Origin of the sequence: Moraxella sp. K23, assembly GCF_041154765.1 — a bacterium.
GTDB classification, from domain to species: Bacteria; Pseudomonadota; Gammaproteobacteria; order Pseudomonadales; family Moraxellaceae; genus Faucicola; species Faucicola tetraodonis.
Genome location: NZ_AP031595.1, coordinates 2,222,241 through 2,247,582, shown reverse-complemented (window position 1 = coordinate 2,247,582; position 25,342 = coordinate 2,222,241). Strand labels below are relative to the sequence as shown.

General features: G+C 46.1%; 28 protein-coding genes. 17 read left to right on the top strand and 11 right to left on the bottom strand.

Annotated elements, in window-relative coordinates; translation table 11 throughout:
- Positions 1–34 precede the first annotated feature (34 nt).
- From ACAM37_RS09960 to ACAM37_RS09950, 3 genes are all read left to right on the top strand, one after another.
- A complete protein-coding gene (locus ACAM37_RS09960; protein ID WP_369626135.1) occupies positions 35–1,900 on the top strand; it encodes an ABC transporter ATP-binding protein in 1,866 nt (621 codons plus the stop codon).
- Positions 1,901–2,037: 137 nt separating this feature from the next.
- On the top strand, positions 2,038–2,922 hold the full coding sequence (locus ACAM37_RS09955; RefSeq protein ID WP_369626134.1) for an alpha/beta fold hydrolase: 885 nt from the start codon (positions 2,038–2,040) through the stop codon (positions 2,920–2,922).
- Position 2,923: 1 nt separating this feature from the next.
- Positions 2,924–3,541, top strand: a complete 618-nt coding sequence (locus ACAM37_RS09950; RefSeq protein ID WP_369626133.1) for an alpha-ketoglutarate-dependent dioxygenase AlkB family protein — start codon at positions 2,924–2,926, stop codon at positions 3,539–3,541.
- A 28-nt stretch (positions 3,542–3,569) separates the two neighbouring features.
- On the opposite strand, the gene hisA is transcribed toward ACAM37_RS09950, so the two are convergent.
- The gene (gene hisA, locus ACAM37_RS09945) at positions 3,570–4,319 is read right to left on the bottom strand and encodes a 1-(5-phosphoribosyl)-5-[(5-phosphoribosylamino)methylideneamino]imidazole-4-carboxamide isomerase (RefSeq protein ID WP_050325620.1); all 750 of its coding nucleotides are present in this window, start codon (positions 4,317–4,319) and stop codon (positions 3,570–3,572) included.
- 146 nt (positions 4,320–4,465) lie between these two features.
- On the opposite strand from hisA, the gene ACAM37_RS09940 reads away from it, so the two are divergent.
- From ACAM37_RS09940 to rplS, 5 genes are all read left to right on the top strand, one after another.
- Complete coding sequence (locus ACAM37_RS09940) at positions 4,466–5,929, top strand: SLC13 family permease (protein WP_369626132.1); 1,464 nt, start codon at positions 4,466–4,468, stop codon at positions 5,927–5,929.
- Positions 5,930–6,250: 321 nt separating this feature from the next.
- Positions 6,251–6,508, top strand: coding sequence for a 30S ribosomal protein S16 (gene rpsP, locus ACAM37_RS09935; RefSeq protein ID WP_007115987.1), 258 nt, complete (start codon positions 6,251–6,253; stop codon positions 6,506–6,508).
- A 34-nt stretch (positions 6,509–6,542) separates the two neighbouring features.
- Positions 6,543–7,100: a ribosome maturation factor RimM gene (gene rimM, locus ACAM37_RS09930; protein WP_369626131.1), complete on the top strand. Its 558-nt coding sequence runs from the start codon at positions 6,543–6,545 to the stop codon at positions 7,098–7,100.
- A gap of 126 nt (positions 7,101–7,226) precedes the next feature.
- Positions 7,227–7,997: a tRNA (guanosine(37)-N1)-methyltransferase TrmD gene (trmD, locus tag ACAM37_RS09925; protein ID WP_369626130.1), complete on the top strand. Its 771-nt coding sequence runs from the start codon at positions 7,227–7,229 to the stop codon at positions 7,995–7,997.
- 123 nt (positions 7,998–8,120) lie between these two features.
- Entirely contained in the window at positions 8,121–8,501 is a 381-nt protein-coding gene (gene rplS, locus ACAM37_RS09920) for a 50S ribosomal protein L19 (protein ID WP_007115984.1), read from the top strand.
- Positions 8,502–8,627: 126 nt separating this feature from the next.
- Here the strand turns inward: rplS and ACAM37_RS09915 are convergent, their stop codons facing one another.
- From ACAM37_RS09915 to ACAM37_RS09900, 4 genes are read right to left on the bottom strand one after another with little or no spacing between them, the layout of a single operon-like run.
- A complete protein-coding gene (locus ACAM37_RS09915; protein ID WP_007115982.1) occupies positions 8,628–8,915 on the bottom strand; it encodes an oxidative damage protection protein in 288 nt (95 codons plus the stop codon).
- A gap of 21 nt (positions 8,916–8,936) precedes the next feature.
- Positions 8,937–9,281 (bottom strand): gamma-glutamylcyclotransferase family protein, encoded by a 345-nt coding sequence (locus tag ACAM37_RS09910; protein ID WP_369626129.1) that lies wholly within the window; start codon positions 9,279–9,281, stop codon positions 8,937–8,939.
- 1 nt (position 9,282) lies between these two features.
- Positions 9,283–10,659 carry an argininosuccinate lyase gene (gene argH / locus ACAM37_RS09905; protein ID WP_369626861.1) on the bottom strand — a complete coding sequence of 459 codons (1,377 nt, stop codon included), beginning with the start codon at positions 10,657–10,659 and terminating at the stop codon, positions 9,283–9,285.
- A gap of 35 nt (positions 10,660–10,694) precedes the next feature.
- On the bottom strand, positions 10,695–10,937 hold the full coding sequence (locus tag ACAM37_RS09900) for a hypothetical protein (protein WP_369626128.1): 243 nt from the start codon (positions 10,935–10,937) through the stop codon (positions 10,695–10,697).
- A gap of 236 nt (positions 10,938–11,173) precedes the next feature.
- Here ACAM37_RS09900 and ACAM37_RS09895 point away from each other — a divergent pair, with 236 nt between their 5' ends.
- The 3 genes from ACAM37_RS09895 to ACAM37_RS09885 all read left to right on the top strand — a co-directional run bounded on the left by ACAM37_RS09895 (position 11,174) and on the right by ACAM37_RS09885 (position 13,858).
- Positions 11,174–11,911, top strand: a complete 738-nt coding sequence (locus tag ACAM37_RS09895) for a LytR/AlgR family response regulator transcription factor (protein ID WP_369626127.1) — start codon at positions 11,174–11,176, stop codon at positions 11,909–11,911.
- 177 nt (positions 11,912–12,088) lie between these two features.
- The gene (hemC, locus tag ACAM37_RS09890) at positions 12,089–13,048 is read left to right on the top strand and encodes a hydroxymethylbilane synthase (protein WP_369626126.1); all 960 of its coding nucleotides are present in this window, start codon (positions 12,089–12,091) and stop codon (positions 13,046–13,048) included.
- A gap of 21 nt (positions 13,049–13,069) precedes the next feature.
- Positions 13,070–13,858, top strand: a complete 789-nt coding sequence (locus ACAM37_RS09885) for a uroporphyrinogen-III synthase (RefSeq protein ID WP_369626125.1) — start codon at positions 13,070–13,072, stop codon at positions 13,856–13,858.
- On the opposite strand, the gene mutY is transcribed toward ACAM37_RS09885, so the two are convergent.
- Positions 13,841–15,094 (bottom strand): A/G-specific adenine glycosylase, encoded by a 1,254-nt coding sequence (gene mutY, locus ACAM37_RS09880; RefSeq protein ID WP_369626124.1) that lies wholly within the window; start codon positions 15,092–15,094, stop codon positions 13,841–13,843. The genes ACAM37_RS09885 and mutY overlap by 18 nt on opposite strands.
- 203 nt (positions 15,095–15,297) lie before the next feature.
- Positions 15,298–16,038, bottom strand: coding sequence for a dienelactone hydrolase family protein (locus tag ACAM37_RS09875; RefSeq protein WP_096489479.1), 741 nt, complete (start codon positions 16,036–16,038; stop codon positions 15,298–15,300).
- Between the two features lie 217 nt (positions 16,039–16,255).
- Between ACAM37_RS09875 and ACAM37_RS09870 the strand changes: the two genes are divergently transcribed.
- From ACAM37_RS09870 to ACAM37_RS09855, 4 genes are all read left to right on the top strand, one after another.
- Entirely contained in the window at positions 16,256–16,729 is a 474-nt protein-coding gene (locus ACAM37_RS09870) for a YcgN family cysteine cluster protein (RefSeq protein ID WP_159676779.1), read from the top strand.
- A gap of 156 nt (positions 16,730–16,885) precedes the next feature.
- Positions 16,886–17,785: a CBS domain-containing protein gene (locus ACAM37_RS09865; RefSeq protein ID WP_159676778.1), complete on the top strand. Its 900-nt coding sequence runs from the start codon at positions 16,886–16,888 to the stop codon at positions 17,783–17,785.
- A 52-nt stretch (positions 17,786–17,837) separates the two neighbouring features.
- Complete coding sequence (lnt, locus tag ACAM37_RS09860) at positions 17,838–19,412, top strand: apolipoprotein N-acyltransferase (RefSeq protein WP_369626123.1); 1,575 nt, start codon at positions 17,838–17,840, stop codon at positions 19,410–19,412.
- Positions 19,413–19,558: 146 nt separating this feature from the next.
- Complete coding sequence (locus tag ACAM37_RS09855; protein ID WP_065253848.1) at positions 19,559–20,047, top strand: hypothetical protein; 489 nt, start codon at positions 19,559–19,561, stop codon at positions 20,045–20,047.
- A 74-nt stretch (positions 20,048–20,121) separates the two neighbouring features.
- Here ACAM37_RS09855 and ACAM37_RS09850 read toward each other — a convergent pair whose 3' ends face one another.
- The 4 genes from ACAM37_RS09850 to hisF all read right to left on the bottom strand — a co-directional run bounded on the left by ACAM37_RS09850 (position 20,122) and on the right by hisF (position 23,383).
- Entirely contained in the window at positions 20,122–20,649 is a 528-nt protein-coding gene (locus ACAM37_RS09850; RefSeq protein WP_007115148.1) for a dihydrofolate reductase, read from the bottom strand.
- A 54-nt stretch (positions 20,650–20,703) separates the two neighbouring features.
- Positions 20,704–21,564: a thymidylate synthase gene (locus ACAM37_RS09845; protein ID WP_369626122.1), complete on the bottom strand. Its 861-nt coding sequence runs from the start codon at positions 21,562–21,564 to the stop codon at positions 20,704–20,706.
- 31 nt (positions 21,565–21,595) lie between these two features.
- Entirely contained in the window at positions 21,596–22,495 is a 900-nt protein-coding gene (gene lgt, locus ACAM37_RS09840; protein ID WP_369626860.1) for a prolipoprotein diacylglyceryl transferase, read from the bottom strand.
- 129 nt (positions 22,496–22,624) lie between these two features.
- The gene (gene hisF / locus ACAM37_RS09835; RefSeq protein ID WP_007115145.1) at positions 22,625–23,383 is read right to left on the bottom strand and encodes an imidazole glycerol phosphate synthase subunit HisF; all 759 of its coding nucleotides are present in this window, start codon (positions 23,381–23,383) and stop codon (positions 22,625–22,627) included.
- A 92-nt stretch (positions 23,384–23,475) separates the two neighbouring features.
- On the opposite strand from hisF, the gene ACAM37_RS09830 reads away from it, so the two are divergent.
- Together ACAM37_RS09830 and ACAM37_RS09825 are read left to right on the top strand one after the other, a co-directional pair.
- Complete coding sequence (locus ACAM37_RS09830) at positions 23,476–24,462, top strand: homoserine kinase (RefSeq protein ID WP_369626121.1); 987 nt, start codon at positions 23,476–23,478, stop codon at positions 24,460–24,462.
- 9 nt (positions 24,463–24,471) lie between these two features.
- Positions 24,472–25,239, top strand: coding sequence for a DUF3800 domain-containing protein (locus tag ACAM37_RS09825; RefSeq protein ID WP_062333511.1), 768 nt, complete (start codon positions 24,472–24,474; stop codon positions 25,237–25,239).
- Positions 25,240–25,342: the final 103 nt, after the last annotated feature.

Here is a 25,342-nt window from a genome sequence, read left to right as displayed (position 1 = left end):
AACACAGATAATTTTAAACTACTGATAATCAATTATGGGTTTATTTCGTTTTTTTGAAAATCGTCTGGAAGTCTATCCAGAAGACAATTACAACCTACCAACGGATAATTTTCTGAAGTTTCTGTGGGCGTGTACCAAGGGCTTGCGCGGTTGGATTTTTGCCTTCATGTTCTTGACAGGCTTGATAGGCGTGTATGAGTCGCTACTGTACAAGTGGATTGGTGATATCGTCAATTGGCTAGGTCCTTATACGCCCGCTAATCTGTGGGCAGAAAAAGGCGATAGTTTGCTAATGATGGCGGCCGTGTTGGTGGTCAGCCCGATTTTGGTTGGGTTAAGTTCGCTGATTCATTTTCAGACCCTGCAAGGCGTGTTCCCGATGCAGATGCGCTGGCGTTTTCACCGTCAAATGCTCGGTCAATCCATGCAGTTTTATCAAGACGAGTTTTCCGGTCGGGTGTCTGCCAAGGTGATGCAAACCGCGCTTGCGGTGCGCGATACCATTATGACCATTGCCGACATGCTGGTGTATGTATTGGTATATTTTGTCAGTAGTGGCATTATTTTATTTCACCTTGATGGTTGGTTACTCATCCCATTTCTGTTATGGATGGTGATGTTCTTTGCCACTGTGGCGTATTTTATCCCCAAGCTTAAAAATTCTGCCAGTCGCCAAGCCGATGCCCGTGCCTTGATGACAGGGCGGATTACGGATGCGTATGCCAATATCACGACAGTAAAATTATTTAGCCACTCTCGCCGTGAGTTGACCTATGCCAAAGATGCGATGAGCCAGTTTTTGGGTACGGTGCATGAGCAAATGCGCTGGGTGTCCCGCCTTGAGCTGGTCAATCATTTGATTAATGTGGTATTGGTCGGTACTACGGTGGCGCTCGGTTTGTACCTGTGGTATTACAACGGCTTAAGCGTAGGGGCGATTGCGGCAGCGACTGCAATGGCGATGCGTCTTAACGGGTTGACCCACTGGATAATGTGGCAAACGGCGGCATTGTTTGAGAATATCGGTACCGTGCAGGACGGCATGAAAACCTTGTCAAAACCGCATACCGTGGTAGATAAGCCGAATGCTAGGGATTTAATCATCACGCAAGGCGAAATCAACTTTAGCCATGTCGATTTTAATTATGGTCGAAGTGGCAATAAAACCAATGACGCCGATGCCAAGCAAAAACTACTCGATGATTTTAACCTTGAGATTAAAGCAGGTGAAAAAATCGGTCTAGTGGGACGCTCTGGCGCAGGTAAATCAACCTTGGTGAATTTGCTACTGCGTTTCTATGATGTCGATGGTGGTGCGATTTTAATTGATAATCAAAACATCAGCGATGTCACCCAAGAGAGCTTACGCCAACAAATCGGCATGGTCACCCAAGATACCTCACTACTACACCGCACCGTGCGAGAAAATATTGCCTATGGTCGCCCAGATGCCACCGATGAGCAAATCATCAGCGCCGCCAAACAAGCGCATGCGTGGGAGTTTATCCAACATCTAAGCGACGCCAAAGGCAATGTCGGCTTGGATACCCAAGTCGGTGAACGAGGGGTCAAACTCTCGGGTGGACAACGCCAGCGCATTGCCATCGCCCGTGTGATGCTCAAAAATGCCCCGATTTTGCTGCTCGATGAAGCGACCTCAGCACTCGATAGCGAAGTGGAATACGCCATCACTGACAGCCTTAACGATATGATGGCAGGCAAGACCGTGATTGCGATTGCCCACCGATTATCGACAATTGCGTCGATGGATAGATTGGTGGTGATGGATAGAGGGCAAATCGTCGAGCAAGGTAGCCATGGTGAGCTTCTAGCTCAAAATGGTGTATATGCCAAATTGTGGGCAAGACAAAGTGGCGGTTTTCTTGGCGAAGATGATTAAATAAAAGAAGTGCTAACTTACAATAGATTTGATACCGCCCAACGGCAAGGGTGAATGGCAAGTCACAAAAGGGGTAGTCATAACTTTTCACTGGGTCTTATAATCAAGTGACTAAGTGATTAATTAGGACAATTGGCATGGAAGAACAACGCATCAATCTAAACGGCAAAAACGCCAAATACTATAACATCAAAAACCCCACTGCCAGCCAGACTGCCCATTTTTACGGCGGCAACGGCTTTGCTTTAGGCGTCTATGAGCCACTCTTGAACGACTTAGCGCAACATCTTAACATCACTGCGCTGACCATGCGGGGTGAATGGTACGATAAACCGACCGAAACCACGCTGACGCGGGAACAAGATGCCGATATTTTGATTGAGTTCTTGCAAGCCACCCTAGCAGAGCGAGACGGCAAGCCCGTCATTGGTATCGGGCATTCACAAGGGGCAACTGCCACCACCATCGCGGCTGCCAAACGCCCAGATTTGTTTAGCGCGCTTTATTTGCTTGAGCCTGTCACCTTTACCAACCAGCAAGGCAAGTTTTATAGCCTGGTGCCACGCATGGTGAAAATGACCCGAGAACCCTTTAAAAGCACCCAAGTCAAACAAGCCGACTGGCCCAGTGTGGATGCGTATTATCAGTTTCTTCGCCGTCATAAAGCGTACAAACGTATCACCGATGAGCACCTTTTAACCTATGCCACAAATAGTTTAGAGGCAGGTGAGCAGGCTGAACTCACGCTACGTTTTTCACCCAAGCAAGAACTCGCCAATTATTTTGGTACACCGCTGATTATGAAGCCATTACAACAGCTTATTGCCGACAACAAAGTGCCTGTGCAGTTAATCATCGGTAAGCCGTCGATGTTTATCAGTCAACAAGTGCGCCAAATGTGGGATAAATTCGTGCCCAAGGAGCAAATGACGGTGCTCAATGACTATGGACATTTACTGCCACTTGAAGCACCAGAATTATGCGCCAAGCTCATTTTTCAAAAGCTGAAGTTGACAAGCTAACATGAGTTTATTTGCCGCCAATCCCAACGAGAATTTATTGCCCTACGATGGCATTGTCAATGATTTTGGGCAGGTTTTTGACAACCCCGCTGATGAGCCCAATGCGCTTTATCGGCATTTTTTAACGCAGTTACCTTGGCAGCATGACGTTGTCACAATTTTTGGCAAAAACCATGTCACCCACCGCCAAATCGTGTGGATGAGTGAAAACGATTATCACTATTCTGGACAACGTAAGACGGCAACGCCTTGGACAGCAGATGTTTTGGCATTAAAACAGCACATAGAACTGCTGCTGGCTGAGCAACAGATGAGCGCAAATTTTAACGCTTGTTTGTTTAATTATTACCCCACAGGCGATGATGGTATGGGCTACCATGCCGATAATGAAAGCGAACTGGGTAATGAGCCCATTATCGCGTCTGTCTCATTAGGGGCAACCCGTAAATTTGTATTCAAGCACCGTATCACCAAGGAAAAAGTCGAGATTCCCTTGCAAAATGGACAGCTAATTGTCATGCGCGGACAGACCCAGCGCCATTGGCTGCACAGCCTGCCTAAAACCAAAAAAGTAACGGAAGGTAGAATTAATCTGACCTTCCGTCATATAGCGAATTAAATATCATTTAGTTGTCGAGTAGCGCCTGCTAGCTATCGAGAAGCGCCTGCGCCGCAGCAATATCGAGAGTACCTTCATAAATGGCACGGCCTGTAATGATACCTTCAAGATAATCACTGTAGGGTTTTAGGTTTTCGATGTCTTGTAAATCCGTCACCCCACCTGAGGCAATCACCGGAATACCGCCTTCTTTTGCCAAGTTGACTGTTTGCTCGACATTGACGCCTTGCATCATGCCATCACGCGCAATATCGGTATAGACGATAGAAGATACGCCTGCATCGGCAAAGCGTTTTGCCAAATCCACCGCTTTGACATCGGTGACATTTGCCCAGCCATGTGTCGCTACCATGCCATCTTTGGCATCAATACCCACAATGATATGACCGGCAAATTCTTGACACGCTTGTTCAACAAATTCAGGCTGTTCGACTGCTTTGGTACCGATAATAATATAGGTCAAACCCGCTTCTAGATAATGACGGATGGTATCAAGGCTACGAATACCGCCACCGAGTTGAATGGGTAAATTTGGGTAGGCTTTGGCAATCGCGGTGACGACGTCTTTATGCACCGGCACGCCATCGAAAGCACCGTTTAAATCCACCAAATGCAGGCGTCGAGCGCCTTCTTTTACCCAGCGGCTTGCCATTGCGACAGGGTCGTCACTAAATACGGTATCGTCTTCCATACGCCCCTGTTTTAGGCGGACACATTTGCCGTCTTTGAGGTCAATGGCAGGGATAATTAAAGTTGGCGTGGTTGATAACGTCGTCATGGGGTTGTCCTGTTGTCGGTTGGCGCAAATTGAGCAAGGTTGGTCAAAATGCGTATCGCTAGAATTTGGCGATAATTTTACCGTATAATGCCAGCTAAGGTTAAGATATTTTGCATGTGGGTATTAGCATAACAGGGGTAGCGATAATGTTATACGTGGTGATAGCAGGGATTTTTATATTAGGGTATATGGCGATTGCCTTTGAGCACAACATCCATGTCAACAAAGCTGCCAGCGCGCTACTGACTGCGATTGCGTTATGGGTACTGCTGACCTTTGGTATCGATACGCTTGTTGCTAACCATTCGGTGACCGCCAGCCTTGCAAATCATCAAGATTCCTTGCATTTTGTCGGCGAGCAGTTACGTGAGCATTTGGCAGAAATCGCCGAGATTTTGTTCTTCTTGATGGGGGCGATGGCGATTGTTGAGCTGATTGATGCGCATGATGGCTTTCGAGTGATTACCGATAAAATCCATACCAAAAATGCCAGTAAGCTACTCGCCATTATTACCATTATCACCTTTTTTCTCTCATCGTTACTCGATAACTTAACCACCACCATTGTGATGGTATCACTGGTGTCCAAATTGATTGATGACCAAAAAATGCGATGGTATTTTGCCGGTCTTATTGTGATTGCGGCCAATGCAGGTGGCGCTTGGTCACCTGTGGGTGATGTCACCACCACCATGCTATGGATTGGTGGGCAGATTACCGCAACGGGCATTATGGCAAATGTGTTTATCCCAAGTATCGTATGTACGTTAATCCCCATGGGTTTGGTGATGATGCAGCTAAAGGGTCAAACCGTGACCGCACCTGTACTGCCAAGCGGACAAGAATCTGACAGTGAATTGGCTAGCATGCCTATAGAGCAGCGTATCGAAAGCCTACGTGCTACCATCAAATCAAACGCCCAAGACAGCATCAGTCAAAAAACGCGCATGACAGTGTTACTGCTGGGTTTGGGTGCATTGGCATTTGTGCCAATTTTTAAAACCCTTACCCATTTGCCCCCTTATGTGGGCGTGTTGTTTGGCTTGGCTGTACTGTGGATGGTCACTGAAATCATGCACCGTCACCAAGATGACTATATCCGTGAGCGTATCGGGGTTGAAGGCGTATTAAGCCGTATTGATATTCCCAGTATTTTATTTTTCCTCGGTATTTTATTGGCGGTGGCAGCGCTTGCCACTGCGGGCATACTCGGTGACGTAGCAAAATGGCTGGATGCCACTTTTGGCAATGTATATGTCATCAATGTCATGATTGGCTTATTATCCTCAATCGTGGACAATGTACCTTTGGTAGCAGGGGCAATGAATATGTATCCGCTGACCACTGATGCCAGTATCGCGCAAGCGGCTGCAGCTGAAGCGGCGCGCCTTGAGCTGTTTCGTCAAGATGGCATGTTTTGGGAGTTTTTGGCTTATTGTGCGGGGACAGGCGGCAGCTGTTTGATTATCGGCTCGGCCGCGGGCGTGGCAGCGATGGGCATGGAGAAAATCCCGTTTATGTGGTACATGAAAAAAATCACTTGGCTTGCACTGATTGGCTATCTGGTCGGGGCAGGGGTATATGTGCTGATTGAAACGATGAAACGATGAAACGATAATTGGCTGCTATTGACATAATAGGCTATTCAATCATTAAACAAGGCGCAAATAAGCGCCTTTTTTATGGACTGGTTTTATGGACTGGTGAGCGATGGCATCGCTTCAATGTGATTAAACTTGCGCTAAATATAAAAAGTCAAAATTTACCCCAAAAAGCTATTGATTTTGATAAAAATATGCTAAACTATTGCCCTTTTTGGTGTACCTAAACTTTGCTAAAACTGTATTTATGCCGTTTTTTCAATTGTTTGGGTCTTTTAGGCTCTAACCACTGAACTAGATTCAATTGATTGCATTCACAGAGAGAACATTATGGTAGTTATCCGTTTACAACGCGGTGGTGCGAAAAAACGCCCATTTTATCAAATCGTGGTAACCGACTCACGCAATGCCCGTGACGGTCGTTACATCGAAAACATCGGGTTCTTTAACCCACTAGCGCAAGGTCAAGAAGTGCCACTACGCATCAACGCTGACGCTTACCAAGCATGGATCAACAAAGGCGCACAACCTTCTGACCGTGTTGCCGCTTTATTTAAAGCAGCTAGCAAAGCACAAGCAACTGCTTAATTTTTTATAAAAATTAAGTAGAGCGGACTTTAATATGGCAAAACAACCGACAGACTTGCATACCAATGAGGCTAACACATCGCTGTTTAAAATCGGCGAGCTAAAAAAGCCTTATGGCATTCATGGCTGGCTATGGGTATTTAGCTTTACTGAAGACCGTGAAGCGATATTTCATATGCAGCCTTGGGTCATCAATACTGCCATGGGTCAAAAGACCTTAACGGTAAAAAACTGGCGACAACAAGGTAAAGGCTACGTGGTACAACTTAACGAAGTACCCGACCGCAATATCGCAGAAACTATGTTTGGCGTGAGCCTTTGGGCAGAAAAAAACAATCTGTCTGAGCTTGCAGAAGACGAATATTATTGGTCAGATTTGATTGGTTTGACGGTGATTAGCCAGTCAGAAAATATCATTTTAGGACGTGTAAAAGAGCTGTTTGAAACAGGGGCCCATGCCATTATGGTAGTCGAGTCGACTGCTGATAGTGTGGACGGCGAAGAACGATTGATTCCTTGGCACAAACAGACCATTGGCGAGGTGAATTTAGCCGAGCAGACCCTGATGGTTGATTGGGGCAGTGATTATTAAACGTTGATAACTAGCATTGATGATTAACATTTGCGTATTCATCCTTGATGGGTGCCTAGCATTTATTCGATGTGAGTTGTCAATCAACAAGGCGTTGTTAATGCCAAGCTAAAGTGAGTGTAGCGTATGTTTTTTGCGGTAATAACCATTTTGCCCGAAATGTTTGCTAGTATTACTGACTTTGGCATCACTGGGCGGGCGCTGGCTCGCAAGCAAGCGGAAATCTTGCTGATTAACCCAAGAGACTTTACCACAGACAATTATCGGCGTATCGATGAGCGTCCGTTTGGTGGAGGGCCTGGTATGGTAATGATGGCAGAGCCGTTACAAAAAGCCATCGACTACGCCAAAACGCAAGCCAATGCGCGCGGTAAAACCTGTCCTGTGGTGTATTTGTCGCCACAAGGCAAGACACTGAGCGAAAGTGGGGTGCTTGATTTTTGCCAATATGACGGCTTGATTTTGTTATGCGGTCGTTATGAAGGCATCGATGAAAGACTACTGAGTCAGTCTGTCGATATCGAATGCTCAATTGGTGATTATGTGCTCACAGGGGGCGAATTGCCCGCGATGGTATTGATGGATAGTGTGATACGCCGATTGCCCAATGTGATGGGCGATGATTTATCGGCGCAGCAAGACTCCTTTGTGGATGGCTTGCTCGATTGTCCACAATATACCAAACCGACTGAATTTCAAGGGATGAAAGTGCCTGACGTGCTGTTGTCAGGGCATCATGCCAATATCGCCAAGTGGCGATTTATTCAGCAGGCAACACGCACCCAGCTAAGACGTCCTGATTTGTGGCAAGCCTTTGTGCCAACCAAACAGCAACAAAAATGGCTGACAGAAGCAGCGCAATCTGCTAAAGACAGCCACCCAGATTCATCCACTTGACGGATGCCTAATCGTGTCGATTGCTATCAAGACACATAAAATTAGCGGGGAGTATGCGCATTTGCTGACATCAACTAACTTTAGTCAGCTTAGCCTCTGTCCCCAGTGAGAGGAGAAAATCTCATGAGTAACAAACATCCTTTGGTTCAACAAATCGAAAATAGCCAGCTTAAGCAAGACGTACCAAGTTTTGGTCCTGGTGACACTGTTGTCGTACAAGTAAAAGTGCGTGAAGGCGACCGTGAGCGTCTACAAGCATTTGAAGGTGTTGTTATCGCTAAACGTAACCGCGGCTTAAACTCTGCGTTTACCGTACGTAAAATCTCTAGTGGTGTAGGTGTTGAACGTGCGTTCCAAACCCATTCACCACAAATTGCAAAAATTGAAGTAAAACGTCGTGGTGATGTACGCCGTGCCAAACTTTACTACCTACGTGACCGTTCTGGTAAATCAGCACGTATCCGTGAAAAACTGTCAGTGCGTAAAGAAGAAGCGCAAGCTTAAGGCTTTAACTGCGTTATTTATTACCTGCCTAAATGGGTCAAACTTTGATTGTCATGGTTTAATCAACACCAAAAAAGCAAAAACCCCAAATAGATTTATTTGGGGTTTTTTGTTGTTAGCGCTTATTTATTTTTGCGCTGTCCAGCCTTTTGGGCGTTCGTAGTCTTCATTATCCAAAAATTTATTGCGCTGCTCGGTAATAAATTTTTTGGCTTCTGGGTCAATCATGCTCAAGTGGTTTTCATTGATGAGCATGGTTTGGTGCTCTAGCCATTCATTCCACGCTTTGGCAGACACGGTGTTTTGCAGCTCTTCACCCAGCTTGTTAGGAAACGGCGGTTTCGGCATTTTGGGTAGCTTTTGTTTGTATTTACGGCACATGACCATGTGGTCAGCGGGGTTATAAGTTTCCATTTGTTATCCTGTTAATAGTTGCTAGTCTAAGTCGCTTGCATCGGCGTAAATCCACGCGGTAGCACCACTGTCAAAGTGACCTTCTACTCGTGCGTAGGCATCGACTTCGTAGCGGTCGGCTTGGGCAAGCTCATCCTCGGTAATGTCAAAAATCACACCTGCCACTTTGTCGGTTGGGTTATTGGTTTTAAGTAGTATCGGATGAAAACGTTTGCCACTTGTGGCGAGCACATCGTCATCGGTGATTTCAATTTCACCCAACTGGTAGCCAATGAGTTGGTCTTTACTACCCACCAGTGTACGCCCAAAGGTGGCAAGCTGTACATTTTCTTGTTGTAATGTGCCATACGAGAACAGTTTTGGCATATTAATGACCTAATTGTTCGATACGCTGACGCCCACGTTCAATCGCCATTTTGACTTGATTCGGCGCTGTACCGCCGATGTGGTTACGGGCATTGAGCGAGCCTTCAAGGGTTAGATATTCAAACACGTCCTCACCAATTAAGTCGCTAAAGCCTTGAAGCTCATCGAGCGATAATTCACTCAAATCCACGCCTTTTTGCACACCTAATGCTACTGCTTTACCCACTACTTCATGCGCGTCGCGGAAGGCTAAGCCTTTACGCACTAGATAATCCGCCAAATCGGTGGCGGTCGCATAACCTTTCATGGTCGCGGCACGCATATTTTCTTTGTTTGGAATCAAGTTTGGTAGCATATCAGCAAAAGCAAGTAGAGAGCCTGTTAAAGTATCTACCACGTCAAATAACGGCTCTTTATCTTCTTGGTTGTCTTTGTTGTAAGCCAGCGGTTGGTTTTTCATCAATGTCAATAGGGTAATCATATCGCCAAACACGCGTGCAGCTTTACCCCGTACCAGCTCTGGCACATCGGGATTTTTCTTTTGTGGCATAATCGATGAGCCCGTGCAAAAACGATCCGGGACGACCACAAACCCAAATTGCGCTGACATCCACAAGATGATTTCTTCACTCATACGCGACAAGTGCATCATTAACAGGCTTGCGCTACTGGCAAATTCAATGGCAAAATCACGGTCGGATACGGCATCCAGCGAATTTTGACAAATCCCTTCAAAGCCTAATAGCTCGGCGGTAAATTCCCGCTCAATCGGATAAGTCGTACCTGCCAGCGCTGCGGCGCCTAGGGGCATTTGGTTGATACGTTTTCGACCATCAATCAAGCGCTCGCTATCACGCATTAACATCTCAAACCATGCCATCACATGATGACCAAAACTGACAGGCTGCGCAGTCTGCAAATGAGTAAAGCCTGGCATGATAGTGTCGGTATGCTGGCTTGCCAAATCCAATAAGCCCGTTTGTAGACGTTTTAACAATCCTAAAATAATATCGGTTTGGTCACGCAGATATAAACGGATATCGGTTGCGACTTGGTCATTACGACTACGCCCTGTATGCAGTTTTTTGCCGACATCGCCAATAATAGCGGTCAGACGAGACTCCACATTCATGTGCACGTCTTCAAGCGCCACCGACCACACAAACTTGCCATCGGCGATTTCTTGTTTGATTTGGGTCAAACCGCCAACGATTTGGTCTTTTTCCGCCTCGGTGATAATACCTGCTTTGGCCAGCATGGTGGCATGAGCAATCGAGCCTGCAATGTCTTGATTGGCAAAACGTTGGTCAAATCCGACAGACGCGGTAAATTCAGCGACAAAACTGTCGGTGGCTTCGCTAAAACGTCCACCCCACATACTAGATGTGCTAGAATCAGCGGAAATTTGATTGCTCATAATACGTCCATTTTTTGTGTAAGTGTGAAAGGAATAAAAATAATGAGATTGCTGGAGCTGTTATTTCCCTCTGCAAAATCTAGGGCTAGTATAGCAAAAACTGAGGATACCTCACAAATTTCACTCAAGCGCATTAAAGAGCCGCTCACCAGCACTTTTTTCCTGCCCAATCTGTTCGCTATCCCCTCAAAGATGTCGCAGCTTTTTAGCCCATTTATTTTGTTAGTCGGAATTGGCATAAAAAAGTCACCAATCTAACGCGGCATTTTACATTTTATTTAACAAACTATGATATATTAGCATCTACTTAATAAAATGCGTTTATTAGTTTATCTAATCAGTTAAGCGCTATTTTATAAGGGTTTGATTGCTCACAAAGAGGTTGTGTTGGATTTGGCATAAGATTTTGAAGTACGTAAGATTTGTAGGGTTAAAGGCATGTGTTTTTGACCTCAAAGGAGCAAAGGAGTAAACAGTGAGAATTGTGATCTGTGACGATGAGCCACTAGCCCGAGAGAGGTTGGCACGTATCGTAAGAGAAGAGGGACATGAAGTAATTGCCCTGGCAGCCACAGGTATGGAGGCCATTGCAAAAGTCAAAGAACTCGCACCCGATGTAATTTTGTTAGACATTCGGATGCCAGGAATGGATGGTATCCGCTGCGCCAAAGAGCTCAATGAACTTAACAATCCACCAGCCATTATTTTTGTGACCGCGTACGACCATTATGCGATTGCTGCATTCAAAGCACACGCGATTGGCTATTTGCTAAAGCCTGCCAACAAAGAAGAGTTGTTACAGGTACTATCAAGAGCGTCATTGCTTAGTAATGCCCAGCTCAATGAAATCAGTCGATTAGAAGACCCGTTAGCACAGTCCAATCGTCAGCATATTGCGGCGCGTACCCATCGCGGGGTGGAGCTGATTGCGCTGCAAGATATCTATTACTTTACGGCGGACCAAAAATACGTGCAAATCCGTCATAAAGGCGGCACGGTTTTAATTGATGAAACCCTCAAAGAGCTTGAGCAAGAATTTGGGGACGCATTCTTTCGTATCCATCGCAATGCGTTAATCAATGTTAACTATCTAGAAATGCTTGAAGCGATTGACCAAGGTCAGTACCAAGTACGTTTCAAAGGTTTGCCCGACCAGCTTGCCGTCAGCCGCCGTCATTTGCCATTACTACGCGATAAAATCCAATCAATGTAGTGTATGTAGTGTCGTCTTTCGCATGTTTCAGTATGCTTTAGCGAGCAGTCAGAGAAATTATCCTGACATTTTGCTATACTGATGGCCAACTCGCTAAATCAATGACAGATACCCATCTGACAAATGCCTAGCTTAGAGAGTTAGGCATTTTTATTGTTTGCTAAAAAAGATACTGCTATGACTACGTTAACCACTTTAAATATCGCCACTCGCCAAAGCCCGCTTGCATTGTGGCAAGCCGAACACATCCAAGCGCGTTTGCAAGCGCTGTACCCAAGCCTGACCGTCAATCTAGTACCAATGGTCACTAAAGGCGACAAAATCCTGGACACCCCGCTAGCCAAAATCGGCGGCAAAGGCTTATTTGTCAAAGAGCTTGAGCAAGCCTTATATGAAAAACGTGCCGATATCGCCGTGCATTCGCTCAAAGACGTACCCATGGTGCTCCCTGAAGGTCTGACGCTTGGCGCATATTGTGAGCGTGAGCAGCCAACCGATGCCTTTATATCAAATCACTATGCGAGTATAGATGCGTTGCCACAAGGCGCTAAACTTGGTACATCAAGTTTACGCCGTCAATGCCAAATTCAGCAATATCGTCCTGACTTAGAGATTATCAGCTTACGCGGCAATGTAGGCACGCGCTTAGCCAAGCTAGATGCAGGTGAATATGATGCCATTATTTTGGCAACCAGTGGCTTGACGCGTTTGGGGCTTACCGATCGTATTCGCCATGAACTTGATACGCATATCAGTCTGCCAGCGGTCGGACAAGGTGCGCTTGCCATTGAATGCCGAAGTGATGATGCCGATGTGCTGGCACTATTAAAACCGCTCAATGACGAGACAAGCCGTCTATGTGTGATGGCAGAACGCGCCATGAATCGTCATTTGCAGGGTGGTTGCCAAGTGCCGATTGCAGGCTTTGCTACCATTCAAGATGGACAAATTCATTTACAGGGTCGGGTCGGCAGTGTAGATGGTAAAACCTTGTTAAAAGCTGAGCATCATAACGCGTTAGTTGATGACGCACGGGAGTCGCAGCAAATTGCCGAAGCCGTGGGCGTGGTGGTGGCTGAGGCGCTCATTGCACAAGGTGCGGACAAAATCTTGGCACAGATTTATCAAGACCAGTGATATTGAACGATACGCATAGCCATGCAATTTATCAATACCAGACCCGATCAGCGAGCCAAGACGCTAAGTCTATTTTTGCACCAGCATGGCGTTGCAGTGATTGACTTGCCGCTGTTGACGTTGGTAGAAAAGCCGTTGACAGTGGCAGAGACAGCAGTTTTACAAAAGATTGACCGTTATCAAGTGGTGGTGCTAGTCAGCGAAGCGGCAGTAAAGTATGGCTTAGCAAGGCTTGCCACCTTGGTCAAGCTAACGGAATTGTCCAAAAAGATTACATGGGTTGCGGTGGGTGACAAAACCGCAAATTACTTTAACCAGACTTGGCAGCAACTCACAGAGTTGCCAGCGCCTACCGTTACTTTTCCCGGTGAAAAACGGGCGCAAAACAATGAAGGGCTATTGAATTTGCCGGTAATCCAATCGCTTGGTAAAGGCGATTACTTGCAGGTATGGCGCGGCATCGGCGGGCGAGAACTATTGGCGGATACATTGGCGGCAAAAGGTGTGCAAGTACATTTGCTAAACTTGTACCAACGGGTTTTACCAAGCGCAACTACCCAAGCATTTGCGGTTTGGCAGCAAACGCAGAGCCACAACCAACCCATCGTTGTACTCATCTCAAGTTTGACCGCCTGGCAAAACTGGCAACAACTAACAGCAAACACTGAAATGGCTGCCAGCTGTTATTATTTGGTATTGCAGTCGCGTATTGCAGAGCAAATGCTATTACAGCAGGCCAATCTTAACATAACTATTATCCCTGACTTAATGCCTGCGACAATTTTACAAGCTTTAACCACTCACCAATAGCTGCATGGCTTTCGGTTTGGCTAAGCTGTTTTGCGCTGAATCATCTACCCATGACAGCGTTTGCAGCGCTTGTTGCAGAGTTTGCGTCAGCCGCATACCCTGGTCAATCGTCAGCGTCATAATGAGCGGGGTCAAAAACCAATGAAAATGGGTAAGGCTATGTTTGACAGTATCAGGGCTATCTAAATTAACCTGCTGGATATTTAGCAGTTGCTCGGCTTGTAAGAACGCAAAAATAATCTGCTCAGCGGTGTTATATTCGGCTTCAAATGTTGACTCTTGCTGCCAGGTTGCCAGTAGCGGCGCCTCTGTGTTTTTTGCGCCCTGTTGTTTTTTGACAAAGGCCAATGGTAAACACCACAGTCCACCCCAAATCCCAGTGTCAGGACGTTGTAGCCACAAGGTTTTGTCATCGCAAACCAGCTTTAACGCTAGCGAAAACTTAGAGGGATTGGGTGATTTTTTGCTTTTTACCGGATAAAAACTTTGCTTGCCTTGGGCATTTGCCACGCAGTCGGCTTGCACGGGACACAGTAGGCAGGCAGGTTTGGCTTTGGTGCATAGCGTCGCACCCATATCCATCATCGCTTGCGCATAGTGCCCGCTATCACGGTTCGGTGTTAGGCGCTCGGCGAGTTGCCAAAGCGCTTTGGTTGTGGCAGTTTTGGTGATATCGCCGTCAATGCCAGCCCAGCGGGTCAACACACGTTTGACATTACCATCGCAAATCACTCCTCTGTCACCGCCATATTGGTCAGCTCTGACACCCATCGCCACAATCGCGCCTGCCGTAGATTGACCCACCCCTGAAATCTGCTCCCAGTGGGCAACCGTTTGCGGAAATTTGCCAGTTTGCTCGATGATATCCACCAGCTGCTTGGCACCTTTATGCAGGTTGCGCGCACGCGCATAGTAACCCAGCCCTGCCCAGTGCTCAGCGACTTGCTCCCAAGATGCGCTTGCCAAATCCTGCACGGTGGGAAAACTTGCCATAAAGCGCTCAAAATAAGGAATCACCGTCGCCACTTGGGTCTGCTGTAGCATGATTTCAGATAACCACACCGGGTAGGGGTCTGGCGTGTCAAGCTGATGCTGCTGCCACGGCAAATCATGACGCCCGCTATGGTCAAACCAGGTCAAAATACGCGGTGCAAAACTATCAAGCTGTGTTTCGGTATGTGCTTCGGTATGCGCTTCGGTATGACTGTGGCTTAAGTGCTGATTGGGACTTGGCATCTTTGAGTGGCTTATATTCGGATGTGCGTTCAAAATTCACCATCGGGTTACTATCGTGATAGCTATATAGGACTTTCTGGTTAGTATTCAATAGTGACTGACAACAGACTTAACAAAGCTGGACTCACACTGGGACGTAGGCATAAAAAAAGCAATATCATGAGGGGTATTGCTTTTGGGGCTAACGATGCAGCGGCTGTATGTTATACAAGATTGTCCTGCATAAACGCAATCATTTCATCCCAGCTGGCTTTTGCGGCATCTGCATCATAGCCCAAATCCACGCCATTTTCTTCGGCGCGTTTGTCAGCATTAGGATTGGTAAAGCCGTGTTTGGCGCCTTCGTACACATCGACTGTGTACTCTACATCGGCGTTATCCAACTCTTTTTTTAGCCCTTCAATCGCATCCATCGACACCATGCTATCGGCTTCACCATGTGCCACCAACACTTTGGCAGCGAACTTGCCTTTTTGTGCCGGTTGTTTTGGGGCAGGGTTGCCATGGAAAGTCGCCACTGCTTTGAGCGGGAAACCTTCACGCGCCATGTCTAAGGCGATTTTACCGCCAAAGCAAAAACCAATCGCACCCAGACGGTTTGCATCAACGGCTTCGAGGTCGGTAAAGTCATCCATAATGAGTTTACAGCGCGCCATCAACATGTCTTGGTCAGCGAGCATTTGGCTCATCCATTCATTGGCTTGGGCGGCATCTGTGGTCAGTTTACCTTCGCCATACACATCCATGGCGACGGCAGCAAAACCCGCTTCGGCTAAACGCTCAGTGACTTTTTGTGGGTGCTCAACGACGCCCCACCATTCAGGCGCCACCAAAATCGCTGGGGCAGGGTTATCGTGGCTAGCTGATTCTGGTAGACAGACATAGCTTTTAAGCTCCACGCCATCGGTAGTGGTAGATTCGAGTTGTAAAATTTGAATTGGCATCATAAATCCTTATGTTATGGTAAATGATATGATTGGTTGCTATTGTTATAAAAAGCTGGCGTTATAAAAACGCTGGATTCATACGCTACTTTATACGCTACTCCGAGCGTGGCAAGTCAGTGCAACGGTTAATACAGGCATTACTGTATACTGAAATCATCGCATTTTCCGTTATAATACTGTCACTGTTTTATACAAGCCGAAAGTTGGAAACATAATGAGCCAATCTGTTACCTTACGCCCGCAATTTTGGGAGCGATTTTCGTTAGAACAATTGACCCAAGCTGAATGGGAAGCCTTGTGCGATGGCTGTGGGGCGTGTTGTTTGATTAAATTTAAAGACGATGACACCGATGAAGTTGAATACAGTGATGTTGCCTGTCGACTGCTTGATTGTGCCACAGGGGCTTGTCAGCACTACCCAACAAGGCGCGACTATGTGCCCGACTGCATCAGCCTAACCATCGATAACATTGGCGAGATGTATTGGCTACCGGCAAGCTGTGCCTACAAGCGCTTGTACTACGGGCAATCACTACCAAGCTGGCATTTATTACTTACTCAAGATGCTGCCGTGACACAAGCCATGATGCGCCAAAAAAATATCAGCGTGGCGGGGCGCTGTCAGTCTGAAACAGAAGTCTCTGAGCTTGAGCAAGAAGAACGGGTGATTCATTGGATTCGCCAATAGCGCTTGGTTATTCGAGACTTTACTAGCACCGAGCAAGCTGATGGGTGAGTAAAATCAGCCCATAAATACAATAAAATTAAGAAAAATACCATTGCAATCATCATGGGGTTAAGGTAAGGTAAAAAAATCTTTCGCCATATGAGGGTCTCGTCGGCTATGTCAGACGACAATTCGAGTTCACACCTGTCAACCAAACAGCAAGGCAGTAGCTGGTCACGCGGTCTGAAACGCTGGCTATCCACCGCCCCTGAAACCCGTGATGAACTAGTCAAATTGGTACATGATTCGCGTCGATTTTTGGCGCCCGACACCGTCGATATGTTAGAGGGCGTGCTAGATTTACCCGCTATTCAAGTGCGAGAAATCATGACCCCTGTCAGCCACGTTGCAGGCATCACCCAGCACCAAAACTTGCAAGATATCATGTCGCTCTATATGGAAACCGCCCACTCGCGTTATCCTGTATTTATCGATGACAACAAAGACACAGTGATGGGTATCTTACTTGCCAAAGATTTGATTCCGTTTTTGGTCGCCAAGGCGCAAGGTCAAAATATTGACCATTTTAATCTTGAAGCGATTGTACGTCAGCCGATTTATATCAGTGAAACTGCGCGTTCTGACAACCTGCTGCGTCTATTTCAAAAAAACCAAATTCATATGGCAATCGTCATCGATGAGTTTGGGGTGACAGCAGGCGTGGTGACGATGGAAGACTTACTCGAAGAAATTGTCGGTGATATCATCGATGAGCATGACGACATCGAAGAAGATACCGATATCAATCATATAGTGCCTGTGCCCAACCAGCCTGATACATGGATTGTGCAATCCATCACCTCAGTCTCAGACTGTAATGAACAGCTAGGTACCCATTTTGATAGTGAGGATGTCACTAGTATGGGTGGACTGGTCATGCAAGAGCTTGGCGAAGTCAATGAGGTATTGGGTCAAACGGTCTTTATTGACGATTGTCGTTTGACGGTATTGTCAGCAGATGGTCGATTTATCCAAGAAATTGAACTGGTTAAAGGGTATAATCAGCTCGACGATTAGTCCAATTACTTATGTTTGCAAAACCGTTTAACCCTAAAGGCAATACCCGCCAATGCGTCTTACTACCCAGTCCCTAAAAAAGCAACTTTCTGTACAATCTCATCACGATAGTGCCAAATCTGCAAATACCAAACAGCCGCTGTTACCTAAACTGGTGCTGGCTTGGCTTGCGGGTGCAGCATTTATCTTTGCGTTAGCGCCTTACAATTTTTGGATAGTGGCACTGTTGTCGCCACTGGTGCTGTATTGGCTATTATTGCCCCCAATGTCAAATTGGCGGGCGTTTTGGCTCGGTGAAATGTATGGTATGGGATTGTGGAGCGTGGGCGCGTTTTGGTTGTTTACCTCGATTCATACCTATGGTGATACCCCTACCTTGTTAGCTTTGCTGATGATTGGTTTTGTGGGCTTAGGAATGGGATTGTTTCATGGCGCCTTAGCGGTCATTTTTAACCGTTTTGTGGCAAAACAGCCGTTAAGCTTTGCGTCATTATGGGTGGTACAAGAGTGGTTAAAGACCTGGCTATTTACAGGTTTTCCTTGGCTATTTGTGGGCTATGCTTATACAGCACAACCTTGGCTGACAAGCCTTGCGCCAATTTTTGGGGTGTTGGCGCTGAGCTTTGTATCAGTGTTCGTCTCAGCCAGTCTGGTGGAAGCGGCGCGAAAAAAATACCGTTTTTTAATTCCCTCATCTGTGATGTTACTGGCAAGCGTGGCGCTGTGGCTTATTGCCCCGCAATGGACGACCCCCAAAGGCACACCAAATCTGAAAGTCTCTTTAGTGCAAGGCAATATTCCGCAGGACTTAAAATGGCTGCAAGAATACCAAATCCAAACGCTGGGTATCTATGCAGGTTTAAGTAAAACGGAATGGGGTCAGGACATTATCTTATGGCCAGAGTCGTCAATTCCGATGTTTCAAACCGACGCCATGCCCTTTATCAGCCAAATTGCTGCCCAAGCCCGCGAAAGCAATACCGCATGGCTCACCGGTATTCCGTATGTGGATGTCAATGAATACGACCCAAAAGTTGATAAGTACGAGCCATTTTACAACAGTGTGATTGCTTTGGGCGCCGATGCCAAAGGCTTATACAAGAAGCAAAATTTGGTACCCGTGGGCGAATATATCCCGTTTGAAGGAATGTTAGATTGGGCATTACCAAACTTGATGGGCGGCACCATGAGTTTTCGCAGTGGGTCTGCACACCAAGCGCCCTTGCAAGTCAAAAACCACCCAGTTGGGGTGGCGATTTGTTATGAAGTTGCCTATCCTGATACCACCCGCCGCAATGCCAAAAATACCGACTTTTTATTGACCGTATCCAATGATGCTTGGTTTGGCACATCGGCAGGTCCACTACAGCATCTACAAATGGTGCAAATGCGCTCGATTGAAACCGGCCGCTGGTTTATGCGCGCGACCAATACAGGCGTGACCGCAATCATCAATGATAAAGGCAATATTGTTGCCAAAGCGCCAGCCTTTGAACGCACGGTGCTACGGGGTGAGATCCAATCGCGCGTTGGTAATACGCCATTTATGCGCTGGGGTAGTTATCCTATCTTGGCACTGGCAGCGCTCTTGCTACTGATTAGTTGGCTGGTTCGTAAAACACGTTAAAAACCTTAAATGCAGTAAGGTTTTGTCACCAATTGCAAAAATTTAGTATATAATGGTTACAAAGTTCCGTATAATAGTTATAAATTAGATTTGAATTCATTTAGATTCAACAACTCTTGCCCCAATGATTTACAGTGAGGTTTACGATGGCTCATCATGAAGTCGTGGAAAACAATGTCAAAAAAGAACTTAGTTATTCTTTAATTGGCGTTTTAGCGTTTCTAGGCGTGGTTTTATTAATCCTTATTTCAGCAATTGTTCGCCCTGCTGGTAACCACGTTGACGTTGCAAAACTCAATGCTGAAGTGGAAGCCAAAGCCGCCGCATCTGCTGCCGCCGCTGCCAAACCAGCGGGTTCGACGCCTGCGGCAACCTCACCTGCGGCAGGTGAAACCACCACCGCCACTGCCAATGCAGACACCGCAACAGGTCCAAACGCCACGGTTGCCAGCCCAGACAATGCCTCTATGACGCCATCTTCTGCACCAACGGCTACTGCAAAGACATCGACCATTGAAGCGCGTAATGCCTCAACGGCTGAAGCCAAAGCAGAGATTAAAGCCAAAACAGGTGACACCCCAAATATCGCACCACCTGTTGCCTCAGCGGTCAAATCTCAAGAACAATCAAAATAATACATTGATGAATGCACAAAAAAACCACGTTAGATAACGTGGTTTTTTTGTGCGCTAAGTCGTCACTGTCAAGCTTAAGCTTTTTGGTAAGTGACAAACTGATAGCTCAACCCGCTTTGTTCATCCGTGAATTTTTCACTTTCTGATGTTTTGACAAAATCACTGGTAATCTCTGGATAAAACGCCGCTGCGTTGTCAATCACGGTATCGACCTGAGTGATTTCTAAGCGATCACTAAACAGTAGGGCTTGTTGGAAGACTTTTTCGCCACCAATCACCCAAATCGTTTGCAAACCTTTACCATGGGCGAGCGATGAGGCTTGGGTCAGTGCGTCATCTAGGTTGTGCATCACAATGACGGCATCATCATCCACTTGGTAGTCCAAATTGGTGGTAATCACAAAATTGGTACGGTTGGGCAAGGGTTTTGCGCCCATGGATTCAAAGGTCTTGCGACCCATAATCACGATACCGCCATTGGTATGTTTTTTAAAATGTTTCAAGTCCTCAGAGATGTGCCAAGGCAATTGATTGTCTTTGCCAATGGCGCGGTTTTGGCTCATCGCCACGATTTGGGCGACTTCCACATTAGAATAACTCATGATTTATCCTTATTGCTGTGAGATTACTGTGAGTTTTGGCGTTGGGCTGCAAGCTTATACAGAGACTTCAGCCTTAATTGTGGCATGGCTTTGATAATTTTCAATTTTTATATCGTTAAAATCAAAGGCAAAAATGTCAGTAATGTCAGGATTGAGCCAAAGTTTGGGTAGGGCAAACGGCGCGCGGCTAAGCTGCTCATGCACTTGCTGTAGATGGTTGTTATAGATATGACAATCACCGCCCGTCCACACAAACTCACCGACACCAAGCCCCGTCACATGGGCTATCATATGGGTAAGCAAGGCATAGCTGGCAATGTTAAAAGGTACACCCAAAAACAAATCCGCCGAGCGTTGGTACAACTGACAAGATAATTTGCCATCGGCGACAAAAAACTGAAACAGGGTATGACAAGGGGGCAAGGCCACTTCGTTGGCCTCCAAAGGATTCCAGCCAGAGACAATCAAACGGCGCGAGTTTGGGTTGTTTTTGATTTCATTCACCACCCAACTGATTTGGTCAAAACCGTCTGAATGGTAGCTGCCGTCCGCTTTTTTGCTCGCCCCAAAGTTGCGCCACTGGTGCCCGTATACCGCGCCAAGTTCGCCTTCAGGCTTGCCAAAGCGGGCAGTTTGCTCGGCGGTTGCCCATTCATTCCAAATGCGTACACCATGGTCCTGCAAGTATTGTACATGGGTATCGCCTTTTAAAAACCAAAGCAGCTCATAAATCACGCTTTTGGTATGGATTTTTTTGGTGGTCAGTAGTGGAAAACCCTCATTCAAATCAAACCGCATCTGCGCGCCAAAATAGCTGATGGTACCGGTACCCGTACGGTCGCCTTTTTGTATGCCATTGGCTAGCACCAGTTTAAGTAAATCCAAATAGGCTTGTTCGTTCTTTGACGTAATCATGGGTGATGAGTTCCTTGGTTAGTTTTCTTTGTTAGTCCACATTCTTTTGACTGCCCCAATCGTAAATTTGGTTTTTATACGCCCAAATCAATAAAACCAAACCACCGATAATCATCGGTAGGCTTAAGATTTGCCCTTTTGTCATCCACCCTAATAAAATAAAACCTTGGTCAGCATCAGGTTGGCGGAAGAATTCGGTAATAAAACGTGCAATACCGTAGCCCATCACAAACAAACCACTAACCGCCATACGCGGACGCGGCCGACTGGCAAACCACCAAACCAAAACAAACAGTACCACCCCTTCAGTAAAAGCCTGATACAGCTGTGACGGATGGCGGGGGAGTAACAAATAATTGTTGCCATCAATCATAAAGGTTTGCGCAAGGTTTTGCAGGGCAGGGGTTTGTTTGAGCAATTCATTGTCTTCATTGACCGCTTGCGGGAACAGCATCAGCCAGTTGTAACCACCATCAGACACGCGACCCCACAATTCGCCATTGATAAAATTGCCAATACGACCAAACAGCAGTCCGGTTGGCACGCAGGGAATGATAAAATCTAGCACATTCCAAATATTCTTTTGATATTTGCGAGCAAAAAATAGCATTGCGATGGCAACACCCAAAAATCCCCCATGAAACGACATGCCGCCTTGGTTGATTTTGAACAAATACATCGGATTGGCTAAAAATTCGCTCAATTGATAAAACAGCACATAGCCGATACGACCGCCTAGAATCACGCCCATCGCCCCGTAAAATACCAAGTCAGCGACCATGTCGGCATTCCAGTCTGGGCGTGACTTAGTGCGATACCAAGCCAACGCATAAGCGGCAGCAAAAGCCAGTAAATACATCAGCCCGTACCAGTGGGCTTGGATAGGTCCCAAATGCAGAGCGACAGGATCCCATTGCGGGTGAGTTAAAATTAGTGGAAACATGGCAATTTAGTCATTATCGAAAATGCCAATATCATAGCAGTTTTGGCTAGTTTGGGCTATTTTTTGCTGTGCCCTTTTAGTTATTACCAACGGCTATCGTTCTCACAAGGCTCGCCATTACAAGCGCATTTCAATGCCTTGCTGTGCCATAAACTGCTTGGCTTCCCCCACGGTATATTCGCCAAAATGGAAAATACTCGCCGCTAGTACCGCATCAACACCGCCTTGCAGCACCCCATCTGCCAAGTGTTGCAAATTACCGACGCCACCCGAGGCAATCACTGGCACATTCACGCTATCTGTAATGCGCTTCATCAAGGCGATATCATAGCCGTTTTTGGTACCATCTGAGTCCATCGAGGTCACAAGCAGTTCACCCGCCCCAAAACCTGCCATTTTTACCGCCCATGCCACCGCATCAATGCCAGTCGCTTTGCGTCCCCCATGGGTAAATATTTCCCATTGATTGTCAGCCACTTTTTTGGCATCAATCGCTACTACGATACACTGACTGCCAAAACGCGCTGCCGCTTCACCGACAAATTCAGGGTTAAAAATTGCCGCTGAATTAATCGATACTTTATCCGCACCCGCGTTTAGCAAGTGACGAATGTCATCGACTTTACGCACCCCGCCGCCCACAGTCAGCGGTACAAATACGGTTTCTGCCATGCGTTCAACCGTGTGATAGGTGGTGTCGCGTCCATGATGGGTAGCGGTGATATCCAAAAAAGTGATTTCATCCGCGCCTTGTTCGTTGTAGCGCTGCGCCACTTCAACAGGGTCGCCCGCGTCTTTGATGTCGACAAATTGCACACCTTTGACCACCCGACCATTGTCAACATCAAGGCAAGGGATAATTCGTTTTGCTAACATATTCGATTTCCTTCTATAATAGCCGTAAGTTTATCAAATTTACTTTGCCATTACCGCAGTTTTATCGGTGTGCTGCGCTTCGAGGATGCCTTATGTCTGTATATACCCAGTTGACTGACCAACAATTTAGTGATTTTTGCCAACAATTTGGCGTGGATTTTGCCAAAGCCATACCTATCACACAGGGTATCAAAAACAGTAATTGGTTTATTGAAACGACCACGGACAAAGCCGGCGAGCCGTCTTATGTATTTACCTTGTTTGAAGAACGCAAACCGCATGAAATTCAAAAAATGGCGATTATCCTAAACCGATTAAAAGACCAGCTACCTGTAGCAGCACCGCTAGCCGCCAAAAACGGCGAGTATTTGCTGTATTTTGACAACAAAGCTATTGTGGTGTCACCAAAACTCTCGGGCGGTCACCCAAAAGCAACCACACCTGATATGTGCCGTCAAATGGGCGAGGCTTTAGCCGTTCTTCACCAAACTTTGCAAACCTTGACCCCTGCACAAAACTATGGCGTTGAGTTATATCCTTGGCATCTGGTGCGTGACCGTGAAACCAAGTTTATGCCAAGCGATGAAGCCAAATTGATGAGTGATATTTGGCAAGCCTACGAAACCGTAGCGAGCAAAAATTTGCCAACAGGGTTATGTCATCTGGACATGTTTGCCGATAACACGCTGTGGGATTTTAGTGATGAAACCCAGCCAACACTCACAGGTTTGCTTGATTTTACCGAAGTGAGTGTTGAACATTTTGTGATGGATGTGGCGATTACCATTAATGATTTTTGCACCACTTGGGGTAATGCTAACGATGGCGAAGCGGTGAATTTTGATGACGCCAAGATGCAAGCGTTTTTACAAGGCTACGAGAGCAAACGCGCTTTAAACGATGATGAGAAAAAGGCATTGCCGATTATGCTTGCCATGGCGGGCGTGACGTTTTGGCTGCTACGTTTGAATGTGATTTATTATAACCGTCAGCAAGGTCGCACGGGCGATAATATTATGGTGAAAAATCCTGATTTGATGAAACGCCTAGCCAGCTTTCATTGGGCGAGCGTGAAATAAGGATATTCAATGTTTCTTGTGTATGTGGATGAAAGCGGTGATACTGGCTTGGTAAATAGTCCATCGAATTATTTTTGTTTAAGTGCTATCGTAGTTCATGAAAGTCATTGGCAAACCACGTTAAATTCAGTGATTGGCTTTAGAAAAGAACTGAGAGCAAGCTATGGTTTTAAATTACGAGAAGAAATTCACTGTTCTCATTTTATTCACAAACCTGGTGATTTTCAGAGAATTCCTAAGTCTTTACGGCTCAGGCTGTTACGAGATGTTATTGATTTTCAAGCAAGTTTACTTAATTATCAAATTGTGAACGTGGTGGTAAACAAAAAGAATAAATCTTTAAATAGTGATATTTTTAGCCTTGCTTGGCAAACGCTTATTCAGCGTATCGAAAATACACTTTATCATCACAATTTTATTGGTTCAAACAATGCAACTGATTCAGCTTTGTTATTTGTTGATAAAACTGATGAGATAAAATTAAGAAATTTAACCCGACGAATGAGAAGATATAATCCTGTCCCAAATAGCTTTAACTTGGGCTCAGGCTATCGTATGATGCCCACACAATGGGTAATAGAAGATGCAATTCATCGTGATTCTGCACATTCTTATTTTATTCAATTAGCCGATGTTAATGCTTATTTCTTGGGGCAGAAATTTTTTACTAATCAATATGTTAAAAAGAAAGGTGGTAGAAATTATCTTGATAGACTAATGCCAGTTTTATTAAAACAAGCAAGTAAAAGTCATCCGTTAGGCATAGTTATACGTTAAAAAGAAAAGGGTTCAGCTTTCGCCGAACCCGATGAGTCCTACTGTAGGGTCTAGCCCTAGGTCAGACTACCTATTAATAATAGCATTTTTATGATTGATTTCA

Excerpts from the sequence above, each read along its gene's own strand:
- ACAM37_RS09855 (WP_065253848.1), top strand. The coding sequence starts at position 19,559 with ATGGCTCATCATGAAGTCGTGGAAAACAATGTCAAAAAAGAACTTAGT.
- trmD (WP_369626130.1), top strand. The coding sequence starts at position 7,227 with ATGTTTTTTGCGGTAATAACCATTTTGCCCGAAATGTTTGCTAGTATT.
- ACAM37_RS09955 (WP_369626134.1), top strand. The coding sequence starts at position 2,038 with ATGGAAGAACAACGCATCAATCTAAACGGCAAAAACGCCAAATACTAT.
- hisA (WP_050325620.1), bottom strand. The coding sequence starts at position 4,319 with ATGACGACGTTATCAACCACGCCAACTTTAATTATCCCTGCCATTGAC.
- ACAM37_RS09850 (WP_007115148.1), bottom strand. The coding sequence starts at position 20,649 with ATGAGTTATTCTAATGTGGAAGTCGCCCAAATCGTGGCGATGAGCCAA.
- ACAM37_RS09865 (WP_159676778.1), top strand. The coding sequence starts at position 16,886 with ATGTCAGACGACAATTCGAGTTCACACCTGTCAACCAAACAGCAAGGC.
- ACAM37_RS09885 (WP_369626125.1), top strand. The coding sequence starts at position 13,070 with ATGCAATTTATCAATACCAGACCCGATCAGCGAGCCAAGACGCTAAGT.
- ACAM37_RS09940 (WP_369626132.1), top strand. The coding sequence starts at position 4,466 with ATGTTATACGTGGTGATAGCAGGGATTTTTATATTAGGGTATATGGCG.
- ACAM37_RS09960 (WP_369626135.1), top strand. The coding sequence starts at position 35 with ATGGGTTTATTTCGTTTTTTTGAAAATCGTCTGGAAGTCTATCCAGAA.
- ACAM37_RS09830 (WP_369626121.1), top strand. The coding sequence starts at position 23,476 with ATGTCTGTATATACCCAGTTGACTGACCAACAATTTAGTGATTTTTGC.
- rimM (WP_369626131.1), top strand. The coding sequence starts at position 6,543 with ATGGCAAAACAACCGACAGACTTGCATACCAATGAGGCTAACACATCG.
- lnt (WP_369626123.1), top strand. The coding sequence starts at position 17,838 with ATGCGTCTTACTACCCAGTCCCTAAAAAAGCAACTTTCTGTACAATCT.
- mutY (WP_369626124.1), bottom strand. The coding sequence starts at position 15,094 with ATGCCAAGTCCCAATCAGCACTTAAGCCACAGTCATACCGAAGCGCAT.
- ACAM37_RS09950 (WP_369626133.1), top strand. The coding sequence starts at position 2,924 with ATGAGTTTATTTGCCGCCAATCCCAACGAGAATTTATTGCCCTACGAT.
- ACAM37_RS09870 (WP_159676779.1), top strand. The coding sequence starts at position 16,256 with ATGAGCCAATCTGTTACCTTACGCCCGCAATTTTGGGAGCGATTTTCG.
- hisF (WP_007115145.1), bottom strand. The coding sequence starts at position 23,383 with ATGTTAGCAAAACGAATTATCCCTTGCCTTGATGTTGACAATGGTCGG.
- hemC (WP_369626126.1), top strand. The coding sequence starts at position 12,089 with ATGACTACGTTAACCACTTTAAATATCGCCACTCGCCAAAGCCCGCTT.
- ACAM37_RS09915 (WP_007115982.1), bottom strand. The coding sequence starts at position 8,915 with ATGGAAACTTATAACCCCGCTGACCACATGGTCATGTGCCGTAAATAC.
- argH (WP_369626861.1), bottom strand. The coding sequence starts at position 10,659 with ATGTGGGGTGGACGTTTTAGCGAAGCCACCGACAGTTTTGTCGCTGAA.
- ACAM37_RS09845 (WP_369626122.1), bottom strand. The coding sequence starts at position 21,564 with ATGATTACGTCAAAGAACGAACAAGCCTATTTGGATTTACTTAAACTG.
- ACAM37_RS09910 (WP_369626129.1), bottom strand. The coding sequence starts at position 9,281 with ATGCCAAAACTGTTCTCGTATGGCACATTACAACAAGAAAATGTACAG.
- rpsP (WP_007115987.1), top strand. The coding sequence starts at position 6,251 with ATGGTAGTTATCCGTTTACAACGCGGTGGTGCGAAAAAACGCCCATTT.
- ACAM37_RS09900 (WP_369626128.1), bottom strand. The coding sequence starts at position 10,937 with ATGCCAATTCCGACTAACAAAATAAATGGGCTAAAAAGCTGCGACATC.
- rplS (WP_007115984.1), top strand. The coding sequence starts at position 8,121 with ATGAGTAACAAACATCCTTTGGTTCAACAAATCGAAAATAGCCAGCTT.
- ACAM37_RS09875 (WP_096489479.1), bottom strand. The coding sequence starts at position 16,038 with ATGCCAATTCAAATTTTACAACTCGAATCTACCACTACCGATGGCGTG.
- ACAM37_RS09825 (WP_062333511.1), top strand. The coding sequence starts at position 24,472 with ATGTTTCTTGTGTATGTGGATGAAAGCGGTGATACTGGCTTGGTAAAT.